The sequence below is a fragment of the Gordonia sp. NPDC003422 genome, assembly GCF_053588675.1.
In genome coordinates this window covers 58,858-74,976 of record NZ_JBSFQL010000009.1, presented here as the reverse complement: position 1 = coordinate 74,976, position 16,119 = coordinate 58,858, and the positions used below count along the sequence as shown (strand labels likewise).

Annotated in this window: 14 protein-coding genes; 13 read left to right on the top strand and 1 reads right to left on the bottom strand. The window is 66.3% G+C overall.

Annotation, left to right across the window (positions count from 1 at the left end; genetic code table 11):
- Positions 1 to 5: 5 nt before the first annotated feature.
- From pgeF to sigJ, 12 genes are all read left to right on the top strand, one after another.
- Positions 6 to 758, top strand: coding sequence for a peptidoglycan editing factor PgeF (gene pgeF, locus ACWDTF_RS09860; protein ID WP_240856001.1), 753 nt, complete (start codon positions 6 to 8; stop codon positions 756 to 758).
- A complete protein-coding gene (locus ACWDTF_RS09855) occupies positions 751 to 1,518 on the top strand; it encodes a YggS family pyridoxal phosphate-dependent enzyme (RefSeq protein WP_449754330.1) in 768 nt (255 codons plus the stop codon). Before pgeF ends, ACWDTF_RS09855 begins: the two co-directional genes overlap by 8 nt.
- Before the next feature lie 102 nt (positions 1,519 to 1,620).
- The gene (locus ACWDTF_RS09850; RefSeq protein WP_240855999.1) at positions 1,621 to 2,376 is read left to right on the top strand and encodes a cell division protein SepF; all 756 of its coding nucleotides are present in this window, start codon (positions 1,621 to 1,623) and stop codon (positions 2,374 to 2,376) included.
- 482 nt (positions 2,377 to 2,858) lie between these two features.
- Positions 2,859 to 3,191: a YggT family protein gene (locus ACWDTF_RS09845; protein WP_240855998.1), complete on the top strand. Its 333-nt coding sequence runs from the start codon at positions 2,859 to 2,861 to the stop codon at positions 3,189 to 3,191.
- Between the two features lie 341 nt (positions 3,192 to 3,532).
- On the top strand, positions 3,533 to 4,351 hold the full coding sequence (wag31, locus tag ACWDTF_RS09840; RefSeq protein ID WP_355274412.1) for a DivIVA-like cell division protein Wag31: 819 nt from the start codon (positions 3,533 to 3,535) through the stop codon (positions 4,349 to 4,351).
- A gap of 31 nt (positions 4,352 to 4,382) precedes the next feature.
- On the top strand, positions 4,383 to 5,024 hold the full coding sequence (locus ACWDTF_RS09835; protein WP_240855996.1) for a hypothetical protein: 642 nt from the start codon (positions 4,383 to 4,385) through the stop codon (positions 5,022 to 5,024).
- A gap of 333 nt (positions 5,025 to 5,357) precedes the next feature.
- The gene (gene ileS / locus ACWDTF_RS09830; RefSeq protein ID WP_449754344.1) at positions 5,358 to 8,519 is read left to right on the top strand and encodes an isoleucine--tRNA ligase; all 3,162 of its coding nucleotides are present in this window, start codon (positions 5,358 to 5,360) and stop codon (positions 8,517 to 8,519) included.
- 219 nt (positions 8,520 to 8,738) lie between these two features.
- Positions 8,739 to 9,746, top strand: coding sequence for a hypothetical protein (locus ACWDTF_RS09825; protein ID WP_449754329.1), 1,008 nt, complete (start codon positions 8,739 to 8,741; stop codon positions 9,744 to 9,746).
- Positions 9,747 to 9,811: 65 nt separating this feature from the next.
- Positions 9,812 to 11,053, top strand: coding sequence for an alpha/beta hydrolase family protein (locus ACWDTF_RS09820; RefSeq protein WP_355274325.1), 1,242 nt, complete (start codon positions 9,812 to 9,814; stop codon positions 11,051 to 11,053).
- Positions 11,050 to 12,501 (top strand): MFS transporter, encoded by a 1,452-nt coding sequence (locus ACWDTF_RS09815; protein ID WP_449754328.1) that lies wholly within the window; start codon positions 11,050 to 11,052, stop codon positions 12,499 to 12,501. The genes ACWDTF_RS09820 and ACWDTF_RS09815 overlap by 4 nt, the downstream gene beginning before the upstream one ends.
- A 90-nt stretch (positions 12,502 to 12,591) precedes the next feature.
- Positions 12,592 to 13,782 (top strand): NAD(P)/FAD-dependent oxidoreductase, encoded by a 1,191-nt coding sequence (locus ACWDTF_RS09810; protein ID WP_240855992.1) that lies wholly within the window; start codon positions 12,592 to 12,594, stop codon positions 13,780 to 13,782.
- Positions 13,779 to 14,675, top strand: coding sequence for an RNA polymerase sigma factor SigJ (sigJ, locus tag ACWDTF_RS09805; protein ID WP_240855991.1), 897 nt, complete (start codon positions 13,779 to 13,781; stop codon positions 14,673 to 14,675). The genes ACWDTF_RS09810 and sigJ overlap by 4 nt, the downstream gene beginning before the upstream one ends.
- Positions 14,676 to 14,815: 140 nt before the next feature.
- On the opposite strand, the gene ACWDTF_RS09800 is transcribed toward sigJ, so the two are convergent.
- On the bottom strand, positions 14,816 to 15,508 hold the full coding sequence (locus ACWDTF_RS09800) for a TetR/AcrR family transcriptional regulator (protein ID WP_355274331.1): 693 nt from the start codon (positions 15,506 to 15,508) through the stop codon (positions 14,816 to 14,818).
- Between the two features lie 128 nt (positions 15,509 to 15,636).
- Between ACWDTF_RS09800 and ACWDTF_RS09795 the strand changes: the two genes are divergently transcribed.
- Positions 15,637 to 16,083 carry a nitroreductase/quinone reductase family protein gene (locus ACWDTF_RS09795; protein ID WP_240855987.1) on the top strand — a complete coding sequence of 149 codons (447 nt, stop codon included), beginning with the start codon at positions 15,637 to 15,639 and terminating at the stop codon, positions 16,081 to 16,083.
- Positions 16,084 to 16,119: the final 36 nt, after the last annotated feature.

Genomic DNA, 16,119 nt, shown 5'->3' with positions numbered 1-16,119 from the left:
GCACGATGCGGGTGCGTCGTGTGGTCACCACCCGGGCCGGCGGCGTCTCCGCGGCGCCCTACGATTCGTTCAATCTGGGCGACCATGTTGGTGACGATCCGAAGTCCGTGGCGGCCAACCGGATTCGGCTGGCAGAACAGATAGGGGTGGCACCGGGGTCGGTGGTCTGGATGGAACAGATCCACAGCCGCACGGTGACGGTTGTCGACGCCCCGGTCACCGCGCCGGTGCCCGCGACCGACGCGTTGGTCACCACCACGCCCGGTCTTGCGCTGGCCGTGTTGAGTGCCGATTGCGTTCCGGTTCTGCTCAGCGACGACGAGGCCGGCGTGATCGCGGGAGTGCACGCGGGCCGCGTCGGTGCCCGCATCGGGATCATCCCGGCCACCTTGCGTGCCATGGTCGAACTCGGCGCGCAGGTCGAGCGGATCGGCGCGTTCCTGGGGCCTGCGGCCAGTGGCGAACGGTACGAAGTGCCGGCCGAGATGCAACAGGATGTGGACAAGCACCTGCCCGGCAGTGCCTCCCGAACCACAAGAGGCACACCGGGTCTGGACTTGCGGGCGGGTCTGCGCAGGCAACTCCTGCACGCCGGGGTGGGTGCGGTCGCGGTGGACCCGCGGTGCACGATCTCCGACCCCACGCTGTTCAGCCATCGACGCGGCGCCCCCACCGGACGGTTGGCGTCGGTGATCTGGATGGACCCCGACCTGGAGCCGGTTGCGGGTGACGCCGAGTCCGGAGACGGCGATGCCTGAGAGCGACGATCACGCCGGGGACGGGCCGAGTCCGGACGCGCGAAGCACCGAGTTGGCCGAGCGACTGAAGCTTGTGCAGGAGCGATTGGCGACCGCCGTCGACTCCGCCGGACGCACACCGGGATCGGTGGAACTGCTTGTGGTGACAAAGTTCTTCCCGGCGTCGGACGTGGAGCGACTCATCGAACTCGGCGTCCGCACGTTCGGTGAGTCCCGCGAGCCGGAGGCGGGTCGCAAGATCGCCGAGGTGCGGGCCGAGTCGGCGACACCGCCGCCGACCTTCGACATGATCGGGTCGGTGCAGACCAAGAAAGCGGGCGGTGTCGCGCGCTGGGCCCGGCAGGTTCAATCGGTGGATCGAACGAGGCTGGTCGACCGTCTCGCCGATGCCGCGGCGACGGCACTCGACGATGGCGATCGCGACGCGCCGCTGGGCGTGCTGCTGCAGGTCAGCCTCGACGGGGACCCGCACCGAGGTGGCCTGGTAGAAGGCGACTTGTCGGCAGTCGCCGAACGCGTTGCCGAGCAGGAAGCGCTCGACCTGCGGGGACTGATGGCGATCGCACCACTTGCCGGCGACGCGGACCGCTGGATGTCCGAGCTCGCGCGAATCCAGCACGACTTCACTGCGCGATTCCCCGACGCGCGAGTGCTGTCGGCGGGAATGTCGGGCGACCTCGAAGTCGCCGTCGCACATGGCTCGACATGCGTGCGTGTCGGAACCGCGATCATGGGGGAACGGCCGCTACTCTCTCAGTAATCACATTGGTAACAACAGAACCAAAGTGCACAAACAAAACATCGTCAACACAAGCAACACAGGCACGGCTGCGCAGCGGAGTCGCACGACAGGGAGGCCGACATGACCACGATGCAGAAGTTCAAGGCATATTTCGGCATGGTGCCGCCGAGCGAGTACGAGGATGACTACCTCGACGAGTCGGTTCCGCCCATGCGCGGCTCGCAGCGCGGTTACCGGGACGATTATCGCGGGGCCGACGATTACCGGGATGACTACCGCGACGATTACTACGCGGGCGACGGCGGTTATGAACCCGGCTACGGTGAGCCGCTGCGGGCGGTCGGATACCGCGACGCCGACCTCGCCTACGTCGAGGACCGTCGTTTCGCCGGCGGATACGAACCCGAGTACGCCTATGCCGGCGCACGTCCGACCGCCGAGTCCATGGATCGGGTCCGCCCGACCGCCGACATGCGCGGCGGCCGCCTCGAGCCGCTGCAGCGTTCGAGCAACTCGGCGCTGCGCTCCGCCGCCGGATCGCGGCCGATGAGCGCCGAACAGCGTGCCGAGCTCGAGCGGGTGTTCGCCGACAGCCCGCTGCAGAAGATCACCACGCTGCGCCCGTCGGACTACAGCGAGGCACGCACGATCGGTGAGCGCTTCCGCGACGGCAACCCCGTCATCATGGACCTCGTCGACATGAGCAACGACGACGCCAAGCGCCTCGTCGACTTCGCCGCCGGACTGGCCTTCGCACTGCGCGGATCGTTCGACAAGGTCGCCACCAAGGTGTTCCTCCTGTCGCCGGCCGACGTCGATGTCTCGGCAGAGGATCGTCGAAAGATCGCCGAGACCGGTTTCTACAACCACAGCTGACTCGGGTCCCTGACCTCCGCAATCTGTACCCACCAGGCCGGCCAAGTGGACAATCCACTTGGCCGGCCTGGTGCGTACAGACTTCCGTCGGCCTCACTCGACGAGGTCGGTGACCGTCCCCGTGAGCTGGGGAAATGCGTCGGTGCCGTGCTCGCAAAATCTAGGGGAAGAACTTCTTCCCCGAGGTTCACAGTCGTCCGCGAGGATCTTCTAGGGGAGGACACCAAGGGTAGGGAAAGGTTCTTCCCCTACTTTCTGCCCCTGCTTGTTGAGTCGTCCGCGAGAAAATTCGCGGGGAGGACTCCAGAAGTAGGGGACGAGTTTCTTCCCCTACTTTTGTGCCGGCGGAGATCGGCCTCCCGTGAGCGAAGGTGACCTCACGCGCGGCCGCGCCCTAACAGTCGCCCGACTTCTGGTGAGTACTGACCTGCGACGACGTGGCCGATTCGCCCTCTGTCCGACTTTTCAGGCAATCTTGACGTGTGGCGGTTATCTGGGGTGTCTTGTATTTCCTCTTGCTGATCTTCTGGCTGCTCCTGTTGGCTCGGCTCGTGGTGGAACTGGTGCGAACTTTTGCTCGCGAATGGCGCCCGACCGGTGTGACGGTGATCATTCTCGAAGTGATCTTCACGAGCACCGACCCGCCGATCAAAGCGCTTCGCCGCGTACTGCCCCCGATTCCGTTGGGCCCGGTCCGGCTCGATCTTTCCCTGATGATCGTGATGATCGTCGTCATCATCGCCATGAACATCGTGTCTGGCCTGCGCAATCAAGCAATGGCGTCGGCTCTTGCGATGGCAACCGGCCTGATCTGAAACCTGCTGTCGGCACATTCATGCCGACGATCGGTACTCCCGTACCACGATTGGTCGACCTCGAAATCCCAGGTGGCTATCGTGCGAATGGTGTGATGTTCTACCGTTAAATGTCATCATCGAGTGACCGTTTCATTGCGAGAGCGCATCGAAGCACTGCAACGAACGGTTCGGATGTGACAGGATGGGACGCCAGTTACAGATTTTGACTGGTATGTATGAGTAGTGCAGCCTGGAGAATGGGTCGAGAGACCGGACACATGGATCCGGCGACCCGGCCCGCCCGGGCTGCGCGTCCCGCAAACTGAAGACAAGCTCCAAACGACATGAGGGGAACCGACATGCGGCTGACACCAGCTGATGTGCACAACGTCGCGTTCAGCAAACCGCCTATCGGTAAGCGCGGCTACAACGAGGACGAAGTAGACCAGTTCCTCGACTTCGTCGAGGCGGAGCTGGCGCGCCTCATCGAGGAGAACTCGGATCTGAAACAGCGCGTCGAAGAGCTCGAAGGCGAGCTGGCCGACGCCAAGTCGTCGGGCGGTACGCCGACGACCGACGACCGTACTCAGGCGTTCGCCGTCGCCACCCCCGAACCGACTCCTGCTCCGGCCCCGGTCGCAGCACCCGTCGCGCCGGTGGACGACGACTCCAACGTCCGCGCCGCGCGCGTGCTGGCGCTGGCCCAGGACACCGCAGATCGTCTCACCGGAAGCGCACGCGCCGACGCCGACGCACTGCTCGCCGACGCCCACTCGCGGGCCGACGCGATGGTCTCGGAGGCGCAGACCAAGTCCGACAGCATGCTGGCCGACGCGCGCCAGCGCTCCGAGGCGATCCTCGCCGACGCGCAGACCCGGTCGGAGGCTCAGCTCCGACAGGCTCAAGAGCGGGCCGACGCACTGCAGAGCGACGCCGAGCGCAAGCACAGCGAGATCATGGGCACGATCAATCAGCAGCGTGGTGTTCTCGAAGGCCGCATCGAGCAGCTCAAGACGTTCGAGCGCGAGTACCGTACCCGCCTGAAGACCTACCTGGAGTCTCAGCTCGAAGAGCTGCAGCAGCGTGGCAGCGCCGCGCCGGTGGAGAACGGACGTCCCGACGCGTCGTTCTCGAGTGACCCGGGCAGCGGTGGGTACAGCAGTTACTCGCCGAGCTGAGCTCGCGTCGAACACAGACTAGGCAGGTGACGTGCTGACCTTGGCTTTGGCCGCGACCCTCGTCGGGTTCGTGTTGCTCGTCCTCGGTCTGATCACCGGTCAGGTGTGGCTTGCCGTCGCCTGTATCGTCATCTGCCTCGTCGGGCTGGCCTTCCTGCTGGTCGATGTGATCGGTTCGGGTCGCCGTGGGTCTCGGTCCATCGAAGAGATGGTGCCGGGCGCCGGGGACGACGAACCGGATCAAGACGATCGCGATGGGGGCGAGAGCCGCGTACCGCACGACTCGGACCGCGGCGATTCTCATCCGGTCGAATCCGAGCCGGATGTGGCGTCGCCCGGTACAGCGGGAATCCGCGGAGACGAAGGCACCGACAGCGGCCGACACGCAGCATTGCCGGCCGAGCCGAGTCCCGAACCTCCCCGAGAAGGTGGACTGCAGGACTACCTGCGATCCGTGGGCGGCGAGTTGCCTCCCCAGAGGACATCTCCACCGCCGCCTCGTCCAGCGGGCGGTTATGGTCCTCCGCCGGGCGCTCGGCCGCCGGGGAACCGATCTGGGCCGCCCCAGATGCCCCCGATGTCTCCGGGGTCCGCGCCGCGGCGCCCAGAGCAACCTCAACCGAAGCCCAAGTTCGACCCGCTCGATCCCAATTGGCGTCCGCCACTCGACTGATAGATGGATTGGCTACCGACGGCGAGCGGTCGCTACACTGGACTGCGCATTGATCCGGCCATCACCGGGGAGCACCTGGAAGAACAGACTCGCGGCTGATTTTCGCGATTCCCAGTAGAACCAGGCGGGAGTGGCCCGTGACAGCCACCGAACCATGATGGTTCATGAGCGGCGTCGGCCCCGGCCGGCGCAAGCGGGGTGGTACCGCGCAGACCTCAGGTGTGCGTCCCCGTGCCCGATACGACTGGCACGAGGAGACCTACCGTGAGCGACGCGGACAGCCCCCATGCGGACAACGCAGCACAATCCCAACGGGTGTACCCGCTGGTCGACATGACCGACGGCACCGGACGCAGCGCTCCGTCCTTCCCCGACGTCGAGCAGCACGTCCTGCGCTATTGGGATTCCGACGACACCTTCGCCGCATCGATCGTGAATCGTGCCGACGCCGAAGAGTTCGTGTTCTACGACGGCCCGCCGTTCGCCAACGGACTCCCGCATTACGGCCACCTGCTCACCGGCTACGTCAAGGACGTCGTCCCGCGCTACCAGACCATGCTCGGGAAGCGCGTCGAACGACGCTTCGGCTGGGACACCCACGGTCTGCCGGCCGAACTGGAGGCCGAGCGTCAACTCGGGATCACCGACAAGGCCGAGATCGAGAAGATGGGCGTCGAGAAGTTCAACGACTTCTGCCGCGATTCCGTGCTGCGCTACACCGGTGAGTGGCGTGACTACGTGACCCGGCAGGCGCGCTGGGTGGACTTCGACAACGACTACAAGACGCTCGACATCGACTTCATGGAGTCGGTGATGTGGGCTTTCAAGCGACTCCATGACAAGGGATTGATCTATCAGGGCTACCGGGTGCTGCCCTACAGCTGGTATGAGCAGACGCCGCTGAGCAACCAGGAATCGAAGCTCGACGACGCCTACCGGATGCGTCAGGACCCGGCCGTCACCGTGCGGATGCCCTTGCGTGCGCCCGGTTCGCCGCTCGATGGCGTCAACGCCCTCATCTGGACGACGACTCCGTGGACCCTGCCGTCGAACCTCGCCATCGCCGTCAATCCCGAGATCACGTACGTGCATGTGAAGGCCGCCGACGGACAGCAGTATCTGCTCGCCGAGGCGCTGCTGGGCAGCTACGCCAAGGAGATCGCCGAACCGGAAGTGTTGGGGACGTACCAGGGTCGCGACCTCGAGAACCTCTCCTACGAACCGCCGTTCGACTTCTTCACGGGTCATACGAACGCGCACCGGACCCTGTTGGGTGACTACGTCACCACCGACAGCGGTACCGGAATCGTGCACCTCGCACCGGCTTTCGGTGAAGAGGACATGGAGCTGGCCACCGCCAACGGCATCGAGGTGGTGCAGCCGCTCGATCCGGGCGGACGCTTCACCGCGCAGGTGCCGCCGTACGAGGGCCTGATGGTCTTCGACGCCAACCCGGTGATCATCAAGGATCTCAAGGGTGCCGACAAGATCGTGCGCCACGAGACCATCGAGCACTCCTATCCGCACTCCTGGCGATCGGGAAAGCCGTTGATCTACATGGCGGTTCCGTCGTGGTTTGTCGCGGTCGATCCGATCAAGGACCGGATGATCGAGCTGAACAAGCAGATCGTCTGGTCTCCGGAACACATCCGCGACGGGCAGTTCGGCAAGTGGCTCGAAGGTGCCCGGGACTGGAACATCAGCCGTAACCGCTTCTGGGGAGCGCCGATCCCGGTATGGATCTCCGACGATCCCGAGTACCCGCGCATCGACGTATACGGCTCGATCGACGACCTCGAACGCGACTTCGGCGTGCGTCCGGCCAATCTGCATCGCCCGTACATCGACGAGCTGACCCGGCCCAACCCCGACGACCCGACCGGCAGGTCGACGATGCGTCGGGTGCCCGAGGTGCTCGACTGCTGGTTCGAGTCCGGTTCGATGCCGTATGCGCAGGTGCATTACCCGTTCGAGAATGCGGCGTGGTTCGACGGGGCGAGCGAAGCGACGGGGGAATGTCACGGGAATGACCTCACCCCGGCGCACAACCCGGGCGACTTCATCGTCGAATACAACGGTCAGACGCGTGGCTGGTTCTACAACCTGCATGTCCTGGCCACCGCGCTGTTCGACCGCCCGGCGTTCAAGAGCGTGATCGCGCACGGCATCGTCCTCGGTGACGACGGACAGAAGATGTCGAAGTCCAAGCGCAACTACCCCGATGTCAACGAGGTCTTCGACCGCGACGGCTCGGACGCGATGCGCTGGTTCCTGATGGCCTCGCCGGTGCTGCGCGGCGGCAACCTGGTGGTGACCGAACGCGGCATCCGCGAGGGTGTCCGACAGGCGTTGCTGCCGTTGTGGAACAGCTACAGCTTCCTGCAGTTGTACGCCGAGCGTCCCGCCACATGGCGGACGGATTCGACGCATGTGCTGGACCGCTACATTTTGGCCAAGCTCGCGGTGACCCGGGACACCATGACGGAGGCGCTCGACGTCTACGACATCGCCGGTGCGTGCGAGTCGTTCCGCGAATTGGTGGAGTCCCTGACCAATTGGTATGTGCGACGCTCCCGTTCACGGTTCTGGTCGGGTCAGGACGCCGATCCGGATGCCTTCGACACGCTGTACACGGTGCTCGAGGTGGCCTGCCGGCTGGCGGCTCCGCTGTTGCCGCTGGCGACCGAGGCGATCTGGCGCGGGCTGACCGGGCAGCGGTCGGTCCACTTGACGGATTGGCCCTCGGCCGAGGAACTGCCCGCCGATGCCGACCTCGTCGCGGCCATGGACGACGTGCAGCAGGTGTGCTCGACGGCGTCGAGCGTCCGCAAGGCCAACAAGCTGCGGGTGCGGCTTCCCTTGCCGCGCTTGACCGTTGCGTCGCCGACCGCGGATCGGCTGCGCCCGTTCACCGGCCTCATCGCCGACGAGATGAACGTCAAGGACGTCACTCTCTCGACCGACACCGCCGACTACGGGCGATTCGAGCTGGTGGTCAACGCGCGCGCGGCGGGCCCGCGTCTGGGCAAGGATGTGCAGCGGGTCATCAAGGCGGTCAAGGCCGGAAACTGGTCGGTGCGTGCGGATGCCGACGGCACGGACGTGGTCAGCGCCGACGGCATCGACCTCGTCGAGGGTGAGTACTCGCGCAAACTCGTTGCGGTCGAACCAGATTCGACTGCCGAGCTTCCAGGCGGACGTGGTCTCGTGGTGCTCGACACCGCCGTCACCGAAGAACTGGAGTCCGAGGGCTGGGCCAAGGACCGTGTCCGCGAACTCCAGGACGCCCGACGCACCCTCGGCCTGGACGTGTCCGATCGCATCGAGGTCCGACTCGTTGTGCCCACCGAGCGCCTCGCGTGGGCGCAGCGCCATGCCGACCTGATCGCCGGTGAGGTGCTTGCCGTGCGGTTCGACGTGGCCGACGCCGCCGAGTCCGGTGCGGAAGCAATCGAACTCGGTGACGACGTGAGTGCCGACGTCACCAAGGCCTGATTGCTCCCTCCGCTCCCTGAGGTGTGAGGAGCAGCTGGCGACGAGCCGTTCTTCCGCTCCCAGAGGTGCTCGAGGCGCTAGCCGAGAGCCTCGAAGGGCCTGGTGAGACGACATTGTCATCTCACCACGGGCTTCGAGGCTCGCAGGCTCGCGCCTCAGCCGGCGGGTGGGGGCGCAGCCGGCGGAAGATGGTCCGGTGAATTGTCGTGCGTAGCGACCATGCTCGCGCAGACGCCGCTGCTGACCGACATGCCTGCCTCGGCGTCAGACCTCGAACGGGTCGACATCGACATGCAGACCGTTCTCGACTTTCTGGAGAGCGTCGTCGCCGCCCCCGGTCGTCTCGACGAGCACGCTGACCTGCTCGAGTCGCTCGGCCCGTTCTGGTTCCTCCGGCGTCGGCTGGCCGACGGCATCCGGCTTCTTCGGCACGCTGCCGCCACCTGTACAACCGGTGCGTGCACACCGCGTACGACTGCGGTGGTCACCCTGTCGCTGGGGTCTGCGCTGGCCTACAGCCAATCCGCCGAGGAGGCGCACGAGCTGCTGACCTCCTACACCTTCGACGACGTCGAGAGAATCGTCGTGGCCGGCGACCGGGACCCGGAGAGAAGAACGATCCGACTTGCATCCCTGGCCCTGGCCGCGTGGGTCGGTGACGACCACGCACTCGCGGGAGACTACGTCGCGCGAGCTGCCGCTTCGCTCAGCTCGGCGTCGGACGGAATCGTCGCGCTCGTCACCGCGACGTCGGCTTTGTGTGAGCTGGTGGCCGGTGAGATGGCGGCGAGCCTGGAGCACGCGCACACCGCGCTGGCACTCAGCACCGAACGCGCCGACCCGCTGGCGATGCATCTCGCGGCAGTGGTCATGGGTATCGGGTCCTTGTTCGACGGAGACCCCCGCATGGGGTTGCGCTGGAACGACCAGGCGTTCCGTGCCTACCTCGACGCGGGCGGCGTGCAGATCTGCGACACCGTCGAACAACGCGGAAATCACCTTGCGGCGGGCGGTGAGATCACGCGCGCCGCCCACTCGTTCGCGGTGTCGCGCGCCTACGCCACCGACGCCGGCATGGCCTGGCCGCGCCTTCCGTTCACCCACGACGCGATCCGAGGCTGCCGAGATAAGGACAACGCCGGTTTCGAAGCGGGGTGGCGAACCGGCTCGGCGGCGGCTCGCGAGGCGATGCGCACTGGCGATCACGAGCGGTTCGTCGGCATGTGAGCACTTTGTGAGGACTCCGCGGTGTCCTGGTCTCAGCGCCAACCACCACAACCACGGAGATTCCCATGACATCGAGACTGGCATTTGCCAACGAAGAGTTCGACGGACAGTTCAGCCGCACCTTGCAGGCCTCCGCCGTCGGCGCCGCCGACCTCGGCGAGGCCTACTCGACCGCGCACGCGATCGGCGGCAAGTACCGGCCGGAGCGCTGGTACTCGCAATGGATCGCCCGCGCCGAGTCGGTGCGTGACGCCGCGGAGACCGCCCACACCGCGGGCCACCTCGTCACCGCGCACCTTGCCTACCTGCGGGCGTCGGAGTACTACCGACAGGCGTTCTTCTACCTGCGGTCCGACCTCGACGACCAACGACTACAGGATGCGTTCGCGGCGCACCGGACCACGTTCGGCCGGGCGATGGAATTGCTGCCGCACACCGCGAACCCGATTGTCGCCGAGAACGTGTCGATCGCCTACACGGGCATCGACGGTCGACGCACCGACATCCATGCCTGGCTGTTCCGGCTGTCGGCCGACGTCGAACGACCGCGCCCGACGATCGTCATGCCTGCCGGCTACGATTCGACCGCCGAGTCGGGTTGGGGGTTCGCGCAGGGCGCGCTGGCTCGCGGATACAACGTGCTCAGCGTCGAGGGGCCGGGCCAGGGTGCCAGTCTCATCCTTGACCGTGTCTATTTCCGCCCCGACTACGAATCGGTGCTCGGCCAGATCCTCGACCGGGTGGTGACGCTTCCCGGCGTCGACACCGATCGGCTGGTCGCCGTCGGCCGCTCGTTTGCCGGCTACCTCGTCCCGCGCGGTGTCGCAGGAGAGTCGCGGTGGGCCGCGATGGTGTGCGATCCGGCGCAGCCGGATATGGGCGCAAAGATCCCCGGCGGCTGGAAGGAACGCGTCGCCGCACCGCTGATGACCCTGATCAGCAAGGTCAGCCGCGAACGTCGCGAGTTCTTCACCTCACGCATGGCCTGCCACGGTCTCGATACCATCGCCGACTACCTCGACGAACTCAAGCGCTTCACGATGATCGACCGGGCCGCCGAGATCAGCTGTCCCACCTTGATCGTCGAATCGCCGAACGATCCGGTCGGTGGACAGGGCCGGGATCTGTTCGACGCACTCACCGTCGACACCAAGGAACTCTTTGCGCCCGACCCCGAGTCGGGGGTCGACGGTCACTGTGGCGGTCTGGGACAACGGGTCTGGGACGCGGTCGTCTACGACTGGCTCGACGGGGTTCTGGCGCATGCTGCCAACCGCACGGGTTCTGTGGTCGGCGGTGTGCGATGAGCGCCCTGTCACCACGCCGCACCCGACTCGCCGGGAACCGGTGGCTGACGCTGCTGGCGATGACCGGTGCGTTGTCGATGATCATGCTCGATCAGACGGTCGTCACCGTGGCGTTGCCCTCGATGACCCGGGATCTCGGATTGTCGTCGTCGGGGCAGCAGTGGGTGGTCAACGCCTACGTGCTGGCCATTGCGGCGTGCGTCGCCCTCGGCGGCAAACTCGGCAGCCGCTACGGTGCGGTCACGTGCTTCCGGCTCGGTGTGACCGTCTTCTTTGTCGCCTCGATCTTCTGCGGTCTCGCACCAGGCGGCGGTGGGGAAGCGTGGATTCTCGTCGCACGCGCCGTTCAGGGTCTTGGTGCCGCACTGATGATGCCGGTGTCGGCGAAGATCGTCATGGACGCTTTTCCCGTGTCGGAGCGGGGTCGGGCCATGGCGGTGTATGCCGGTGTGTCGCAGATCTTTCTGGCGATCGGACCGCTGCTCGGCGGGGCGCTCACCGAGTGGATCAGCTGGCGGGCCGTGTTCTGGCTGAACGTGCCGGTCGGGGTCGCCGCCCTGATCCTCGTCGCCGTCGCCCGCCCCGACGACACGCGCAACGGCGATGAGAAAGTCAGCATGGGCGCGGCCGTGCTGCTGGTCACCGGCCTGTCGCTGACAGTGCTGGGTCTGCAGCAGGGCAGCACGTGGCACTGGACCTCGGTGGCGACCATCGGCTCACTGGTGGCCGGCCTCGTTCTTACCACCACGTTCGTGGTGACTCAATGGCGCAGCGCTGCACCGCTTGTCGCGGTCCGCATGTTCGCGCGTCGTGCGTTCAGTGCGAACCTCGTGACGCTCGGGCTCGTCCAGTTCTCGCTGCTGTCGGCGATCCTGTTCTCGACTCTCTACCTGCAGGACCTCCTGCACATGAGCCCGATGAAGGCCGGCCTGGCGTCGTTGCCGCTGATCCTGCCGATCACCGTCGCCGCCCAGATCGGCGGGCGGTGGTACGACCGTGCCGGCAACCGGCCGCCGGTGATCACCGGTCTGGCGATCGCGACCGTCGGAATGCTCTGCTGGACACTGGCCCTCCCGCATCTCGACTACGCGGCCCAGGTGCCGGGCATGATCATCACGGGATTCGGTCTCGGACTGGTGTTTTCGCCCAGCAATACCGATGCGCTGTCCCGCGTCAGCGCCGACGAACGGAGCCAGGCGTCGGGCATCGTGCAGACGATCCGCCAACTGGGTGGGACGTTGGGCGTCGCGATCATCGGGTCGATCGTGCTCGGTGTCGAACATCAGGCAACCCGCACACCGATCCCGCAGCACGCGGCCGATGCCATCACCGTCGGATTCTGGCTCGCCACCGCGGTGTTCGCGCTCGCGCTGGTGTGCGCAATTGCCTTCTTGTCCAAGGAGCGGATCACCGCGGGGGAGGCGCCGGTTCCGGAACCGGCCGTCTGACCGGATATGTGATCTGGACCGCTCGATGTCACATTCGATGGAGTAGCGGTGTCTTGAGGTTGTCACGCTCAGCCGAGAAGAGGAGCAACCATGAGCACACCGCAGTCATCCACCGTTGTCGTCGTCGGTGGTGGTTACGCAGGCACGATGGCCGCCAATCGGATCGCCGGCCACGACGGTGCCCAGGTCATCCTGATCAACCCGCGCCCACAGTTCGTGCATCGCATCCGGTTGCACCAGTGGGCCACCGGTACCGGCGACGCCGCAGTGGACTACGGCACGGTACTCGGTGAGCGGGTGCGGCTCGTCGTCGACGCGGTGACGCGTATCGACGTCGCAGCCGGGCGGGTGGAGTTGGAGTCGGGCGATGCGTTGCCGTACGACCACCTTGTCTATGCAGTGGGCTCCACGGGCGTCGCGCCGTCGACCATTCCCGGAGCTGCCGAACACGGCTATCTCATCGGTGAATGGGAAGCGGCACAGGCACTTCGGAGTCGGCTCGAGGGAACGTTGCCGGATGCGCCGACGACCGTCGTGGGTGGCGGACTGACCGGGATCGAGATGTCCGCCGAGTTGGGCGAGGCTGGTCGTCAGGTCAGGCTGGTCTGCCGCGGCGAGGTGGCGACGTCCTTCGGGCCGCGCGCGCGACGCCGCGCCCGGGCGAAGCTGCGCAAGCTCGGTGTCGAGCTGATCGAAGAACACCGCGTCGCGTCGGTGGCTGCCGATACGATCACCATCGTGGGTGACGACGGCGTAGCGCAGATCCTGCCGAGCACAACGACGATCCTCGCTGCCGGGTTCGGGGTCCCCGGCATCGCGGCAGCCAGCGGTCTCACCACCGACGCGCTCGGCCGACTGATCACCGATGAGACGCTGACCAGCGTCGACGATCCGCGGATCGTCGGTGCCGGCGACGCGGTGGCACCGTCGGGGCAGCCATTTCGGATGAGTTGCCAGGCGGCCAACCAGCTCGGACCGCACGCCGCCGACACGGTGCTCGCGCGGCTGCGCGGCAAGCAGCCGGCACCGGTGTCGGTCGCGTTCGTCGGGCAGTGCATGTCACTCGGCCGCCACGGTGCGGTCGTACAACTCACCCGCCGTGACGACACCCCACGTCGGACCGTGATCTCCGGGCGGACCGGTGCGGCTGTCAAGGAGATGGTGTGCCGCAGTGTCGCCTGGGGTCTTCGGATGGAGGCACGCCGACCGGGATTCATGCCGTCGGTCGGTGGGCAGGAACGCGTGGTCGGGGAGCCGCTCACCTCCGAGGTGAGGGCATGACATCCGACGAGGAGCACGCTCGTCTCTTCGTCGAGCTGCGTCCCCTTCTGTTCACGATTGCCTACGAGATCCTCGGAACCGCAACGGAATCCGACGACGTCCTGCAGGAGAGCTATCTGCGCTGGGCCGACGCGGATCTGTCCGGCATCCAGGACACAAAGGCCTATCTGGCAAAGGTGGTCACTCGGCAGGCGCTCAACGCGGTACGCAGCCGGTCGCGCCGCCGGGAGGACTACGTGGGGCCGTGGCTGCCCGAGCCGATCCTGCTCGACGAGCACGATCCGTCTCGTGATGTGGTTCTCGCAGAATCGGTCTCGACCGCGATGCTCGTGGTGCTCGAGTCGCTGTCGGCGGACGAGCGTGCCGTGTTCGTCCTTCGTGAGGTCTTCGGGTTCTCCCACGACGAGATCGCGTCGATGCTCGACAGATCGTCGGATGCGGTGCGGCAGATGGCACATCGGGCGCGCAAGCATGTCGAGGCGCGTCGTCCCCGGTATCAGCCCGCCGATGCTGCCGTCGTCGGCGATGTGACCGCGGCCTTCCTGATGGCGGCGTCCACCGGCGAGGTGGGGCCGTTGATGGAGGTGTTGGCACCCGACGTGGTCTGGACCGCCGACAGCGACGGCAAGGCCACCGCCGCTCGTCGCCCGATCCATGGGGCCGACGCCGTCGCACGACTGCTGGTAGGGATGTCACGCGTAGGCGCGCAGCATGACCTTGACACCGATCTCGTGGCAGTGAATGGTCTGCCCGGGCTGGTCGTCCACCTCGACGGTGAGTTGGCCGGAGTGTTCTGGTTCCACGTCGTCGACGGCCGGATCGAAGAGATCTACGCGATGCGCAATCCGGACAAGCTGGCGGGGTTGGCGCACCGTCGGGAGATCGCTCGCTGACTCGAAGAGTACTGCCTTCGGCCTCCTGAACTGCGGCAACACCATCCACGTGCCCAGGAATCGAGTTGGGTTGGAGAACGCGAGTGCTGCAGCACTCGCGTTCTCCGATTCGGCTCGGGTGCACGGCGAACTGAGGTGGGTCAGGCGAACAGGTGAGACAGGGCGAGGTCGATCTGTGCTGCGAACAGTGATTCGGGGTCGGTGAAGGTGTCGGCACCGTACTGTCCGAAGACCTCCAGGCTGACCGCTCCGATCAGCGTTGCCCAGATGGTGGTGGCGGCAAGCATCTGGCCGGGTGGCAGGCGAAGGTCGAATTCTGTCCCGATGGCGTCCATTTCCGCAGTGGATACCGTTGTGGGGCAATCGATGTCAGTCCGTAGGGCACTTGCGTCGTACGCATCGGAGAGTTGGCGGAGAACCGCGCCGACGACACGTGTGCCCGGCCCGACCGTCTGTTCGGCCGGAGCCGCGTATCCGGGAACCGGGCTGCCGTACAACAGCGCCCATCGGGCAGGATCGGCCACTGCCCATCGCCGAACCGCGAGAGCCATTGCCAGGATTCGCTCGCGATTGGTCCCGTCGGCCGCTGCCGCGGCGTCGACCGTGTCGGCCAGGTCGGTGTAGGCCTCGACGACCAGCAGCGTGAGCAGGTCGTCGCGGGACGGCACGTAGCGGTAGACCGCGGACGAGACGACGCCGAGATCGCGCGCGATGGCCCGCAGCGACAACCCTGCCGCGCCGTACGTGGTCAGCTGCTCGCGACCGAGTCGACGGATCTCCGCCTCCATCGCTGCGCGGTTCTCGGCCCGTTTGCTTCTCGTCGTGGTGCCCATGAGGAGATCCTGCCAGAAAAGCGAGAGCACTGCTCTTGATTTGCCGTGACACGTGGTGCACACTTGGAAAAGAGAGCGGTGCTCTCCAATTTCTCGACATAGTACTTCGACCTCACAAGGGGGCAGACATGAACGACACGCACTACATCCCGCCCGCCGGCTCCGACCGCACCTTCAGCCGCGCGGTGCGCTGGCTCGCCGACCGTGGCGTGAATCTGGCCGGCGCGGAAACCCTTACCGTCGTCGGACGCGTCAGCGGGCAACCGCAGCGTGTGCCGGTGAATCCGCTGACGTTCGACGGAGGGGAGTACCTCGTCGCGGTTCGCGGTGAGGCGCAGTGGGTCCGCAATGCGCGCGCGGCGGCAACCGCGGAGCTGCGTCGCGGCCGCAAGCGCCGCACGGTGGCCCTGCACGAGATCGAGGCCGCCCAGCGGGTGCCGGTGTTGCGTGCGTACCTGAAGAAGTGGGGCTGGGAGGTCAAGCGGTTCCTCCCGGAAGGTCTCACCGTCGACGCCACCGACGAGGAGCTCGCTGCCCATGCCCACCAGCTGCCGGTCTTCGCGATTGCGGGCTGAGAGGCCCGTCATACGATGCTGGGGTGCCACCCGACG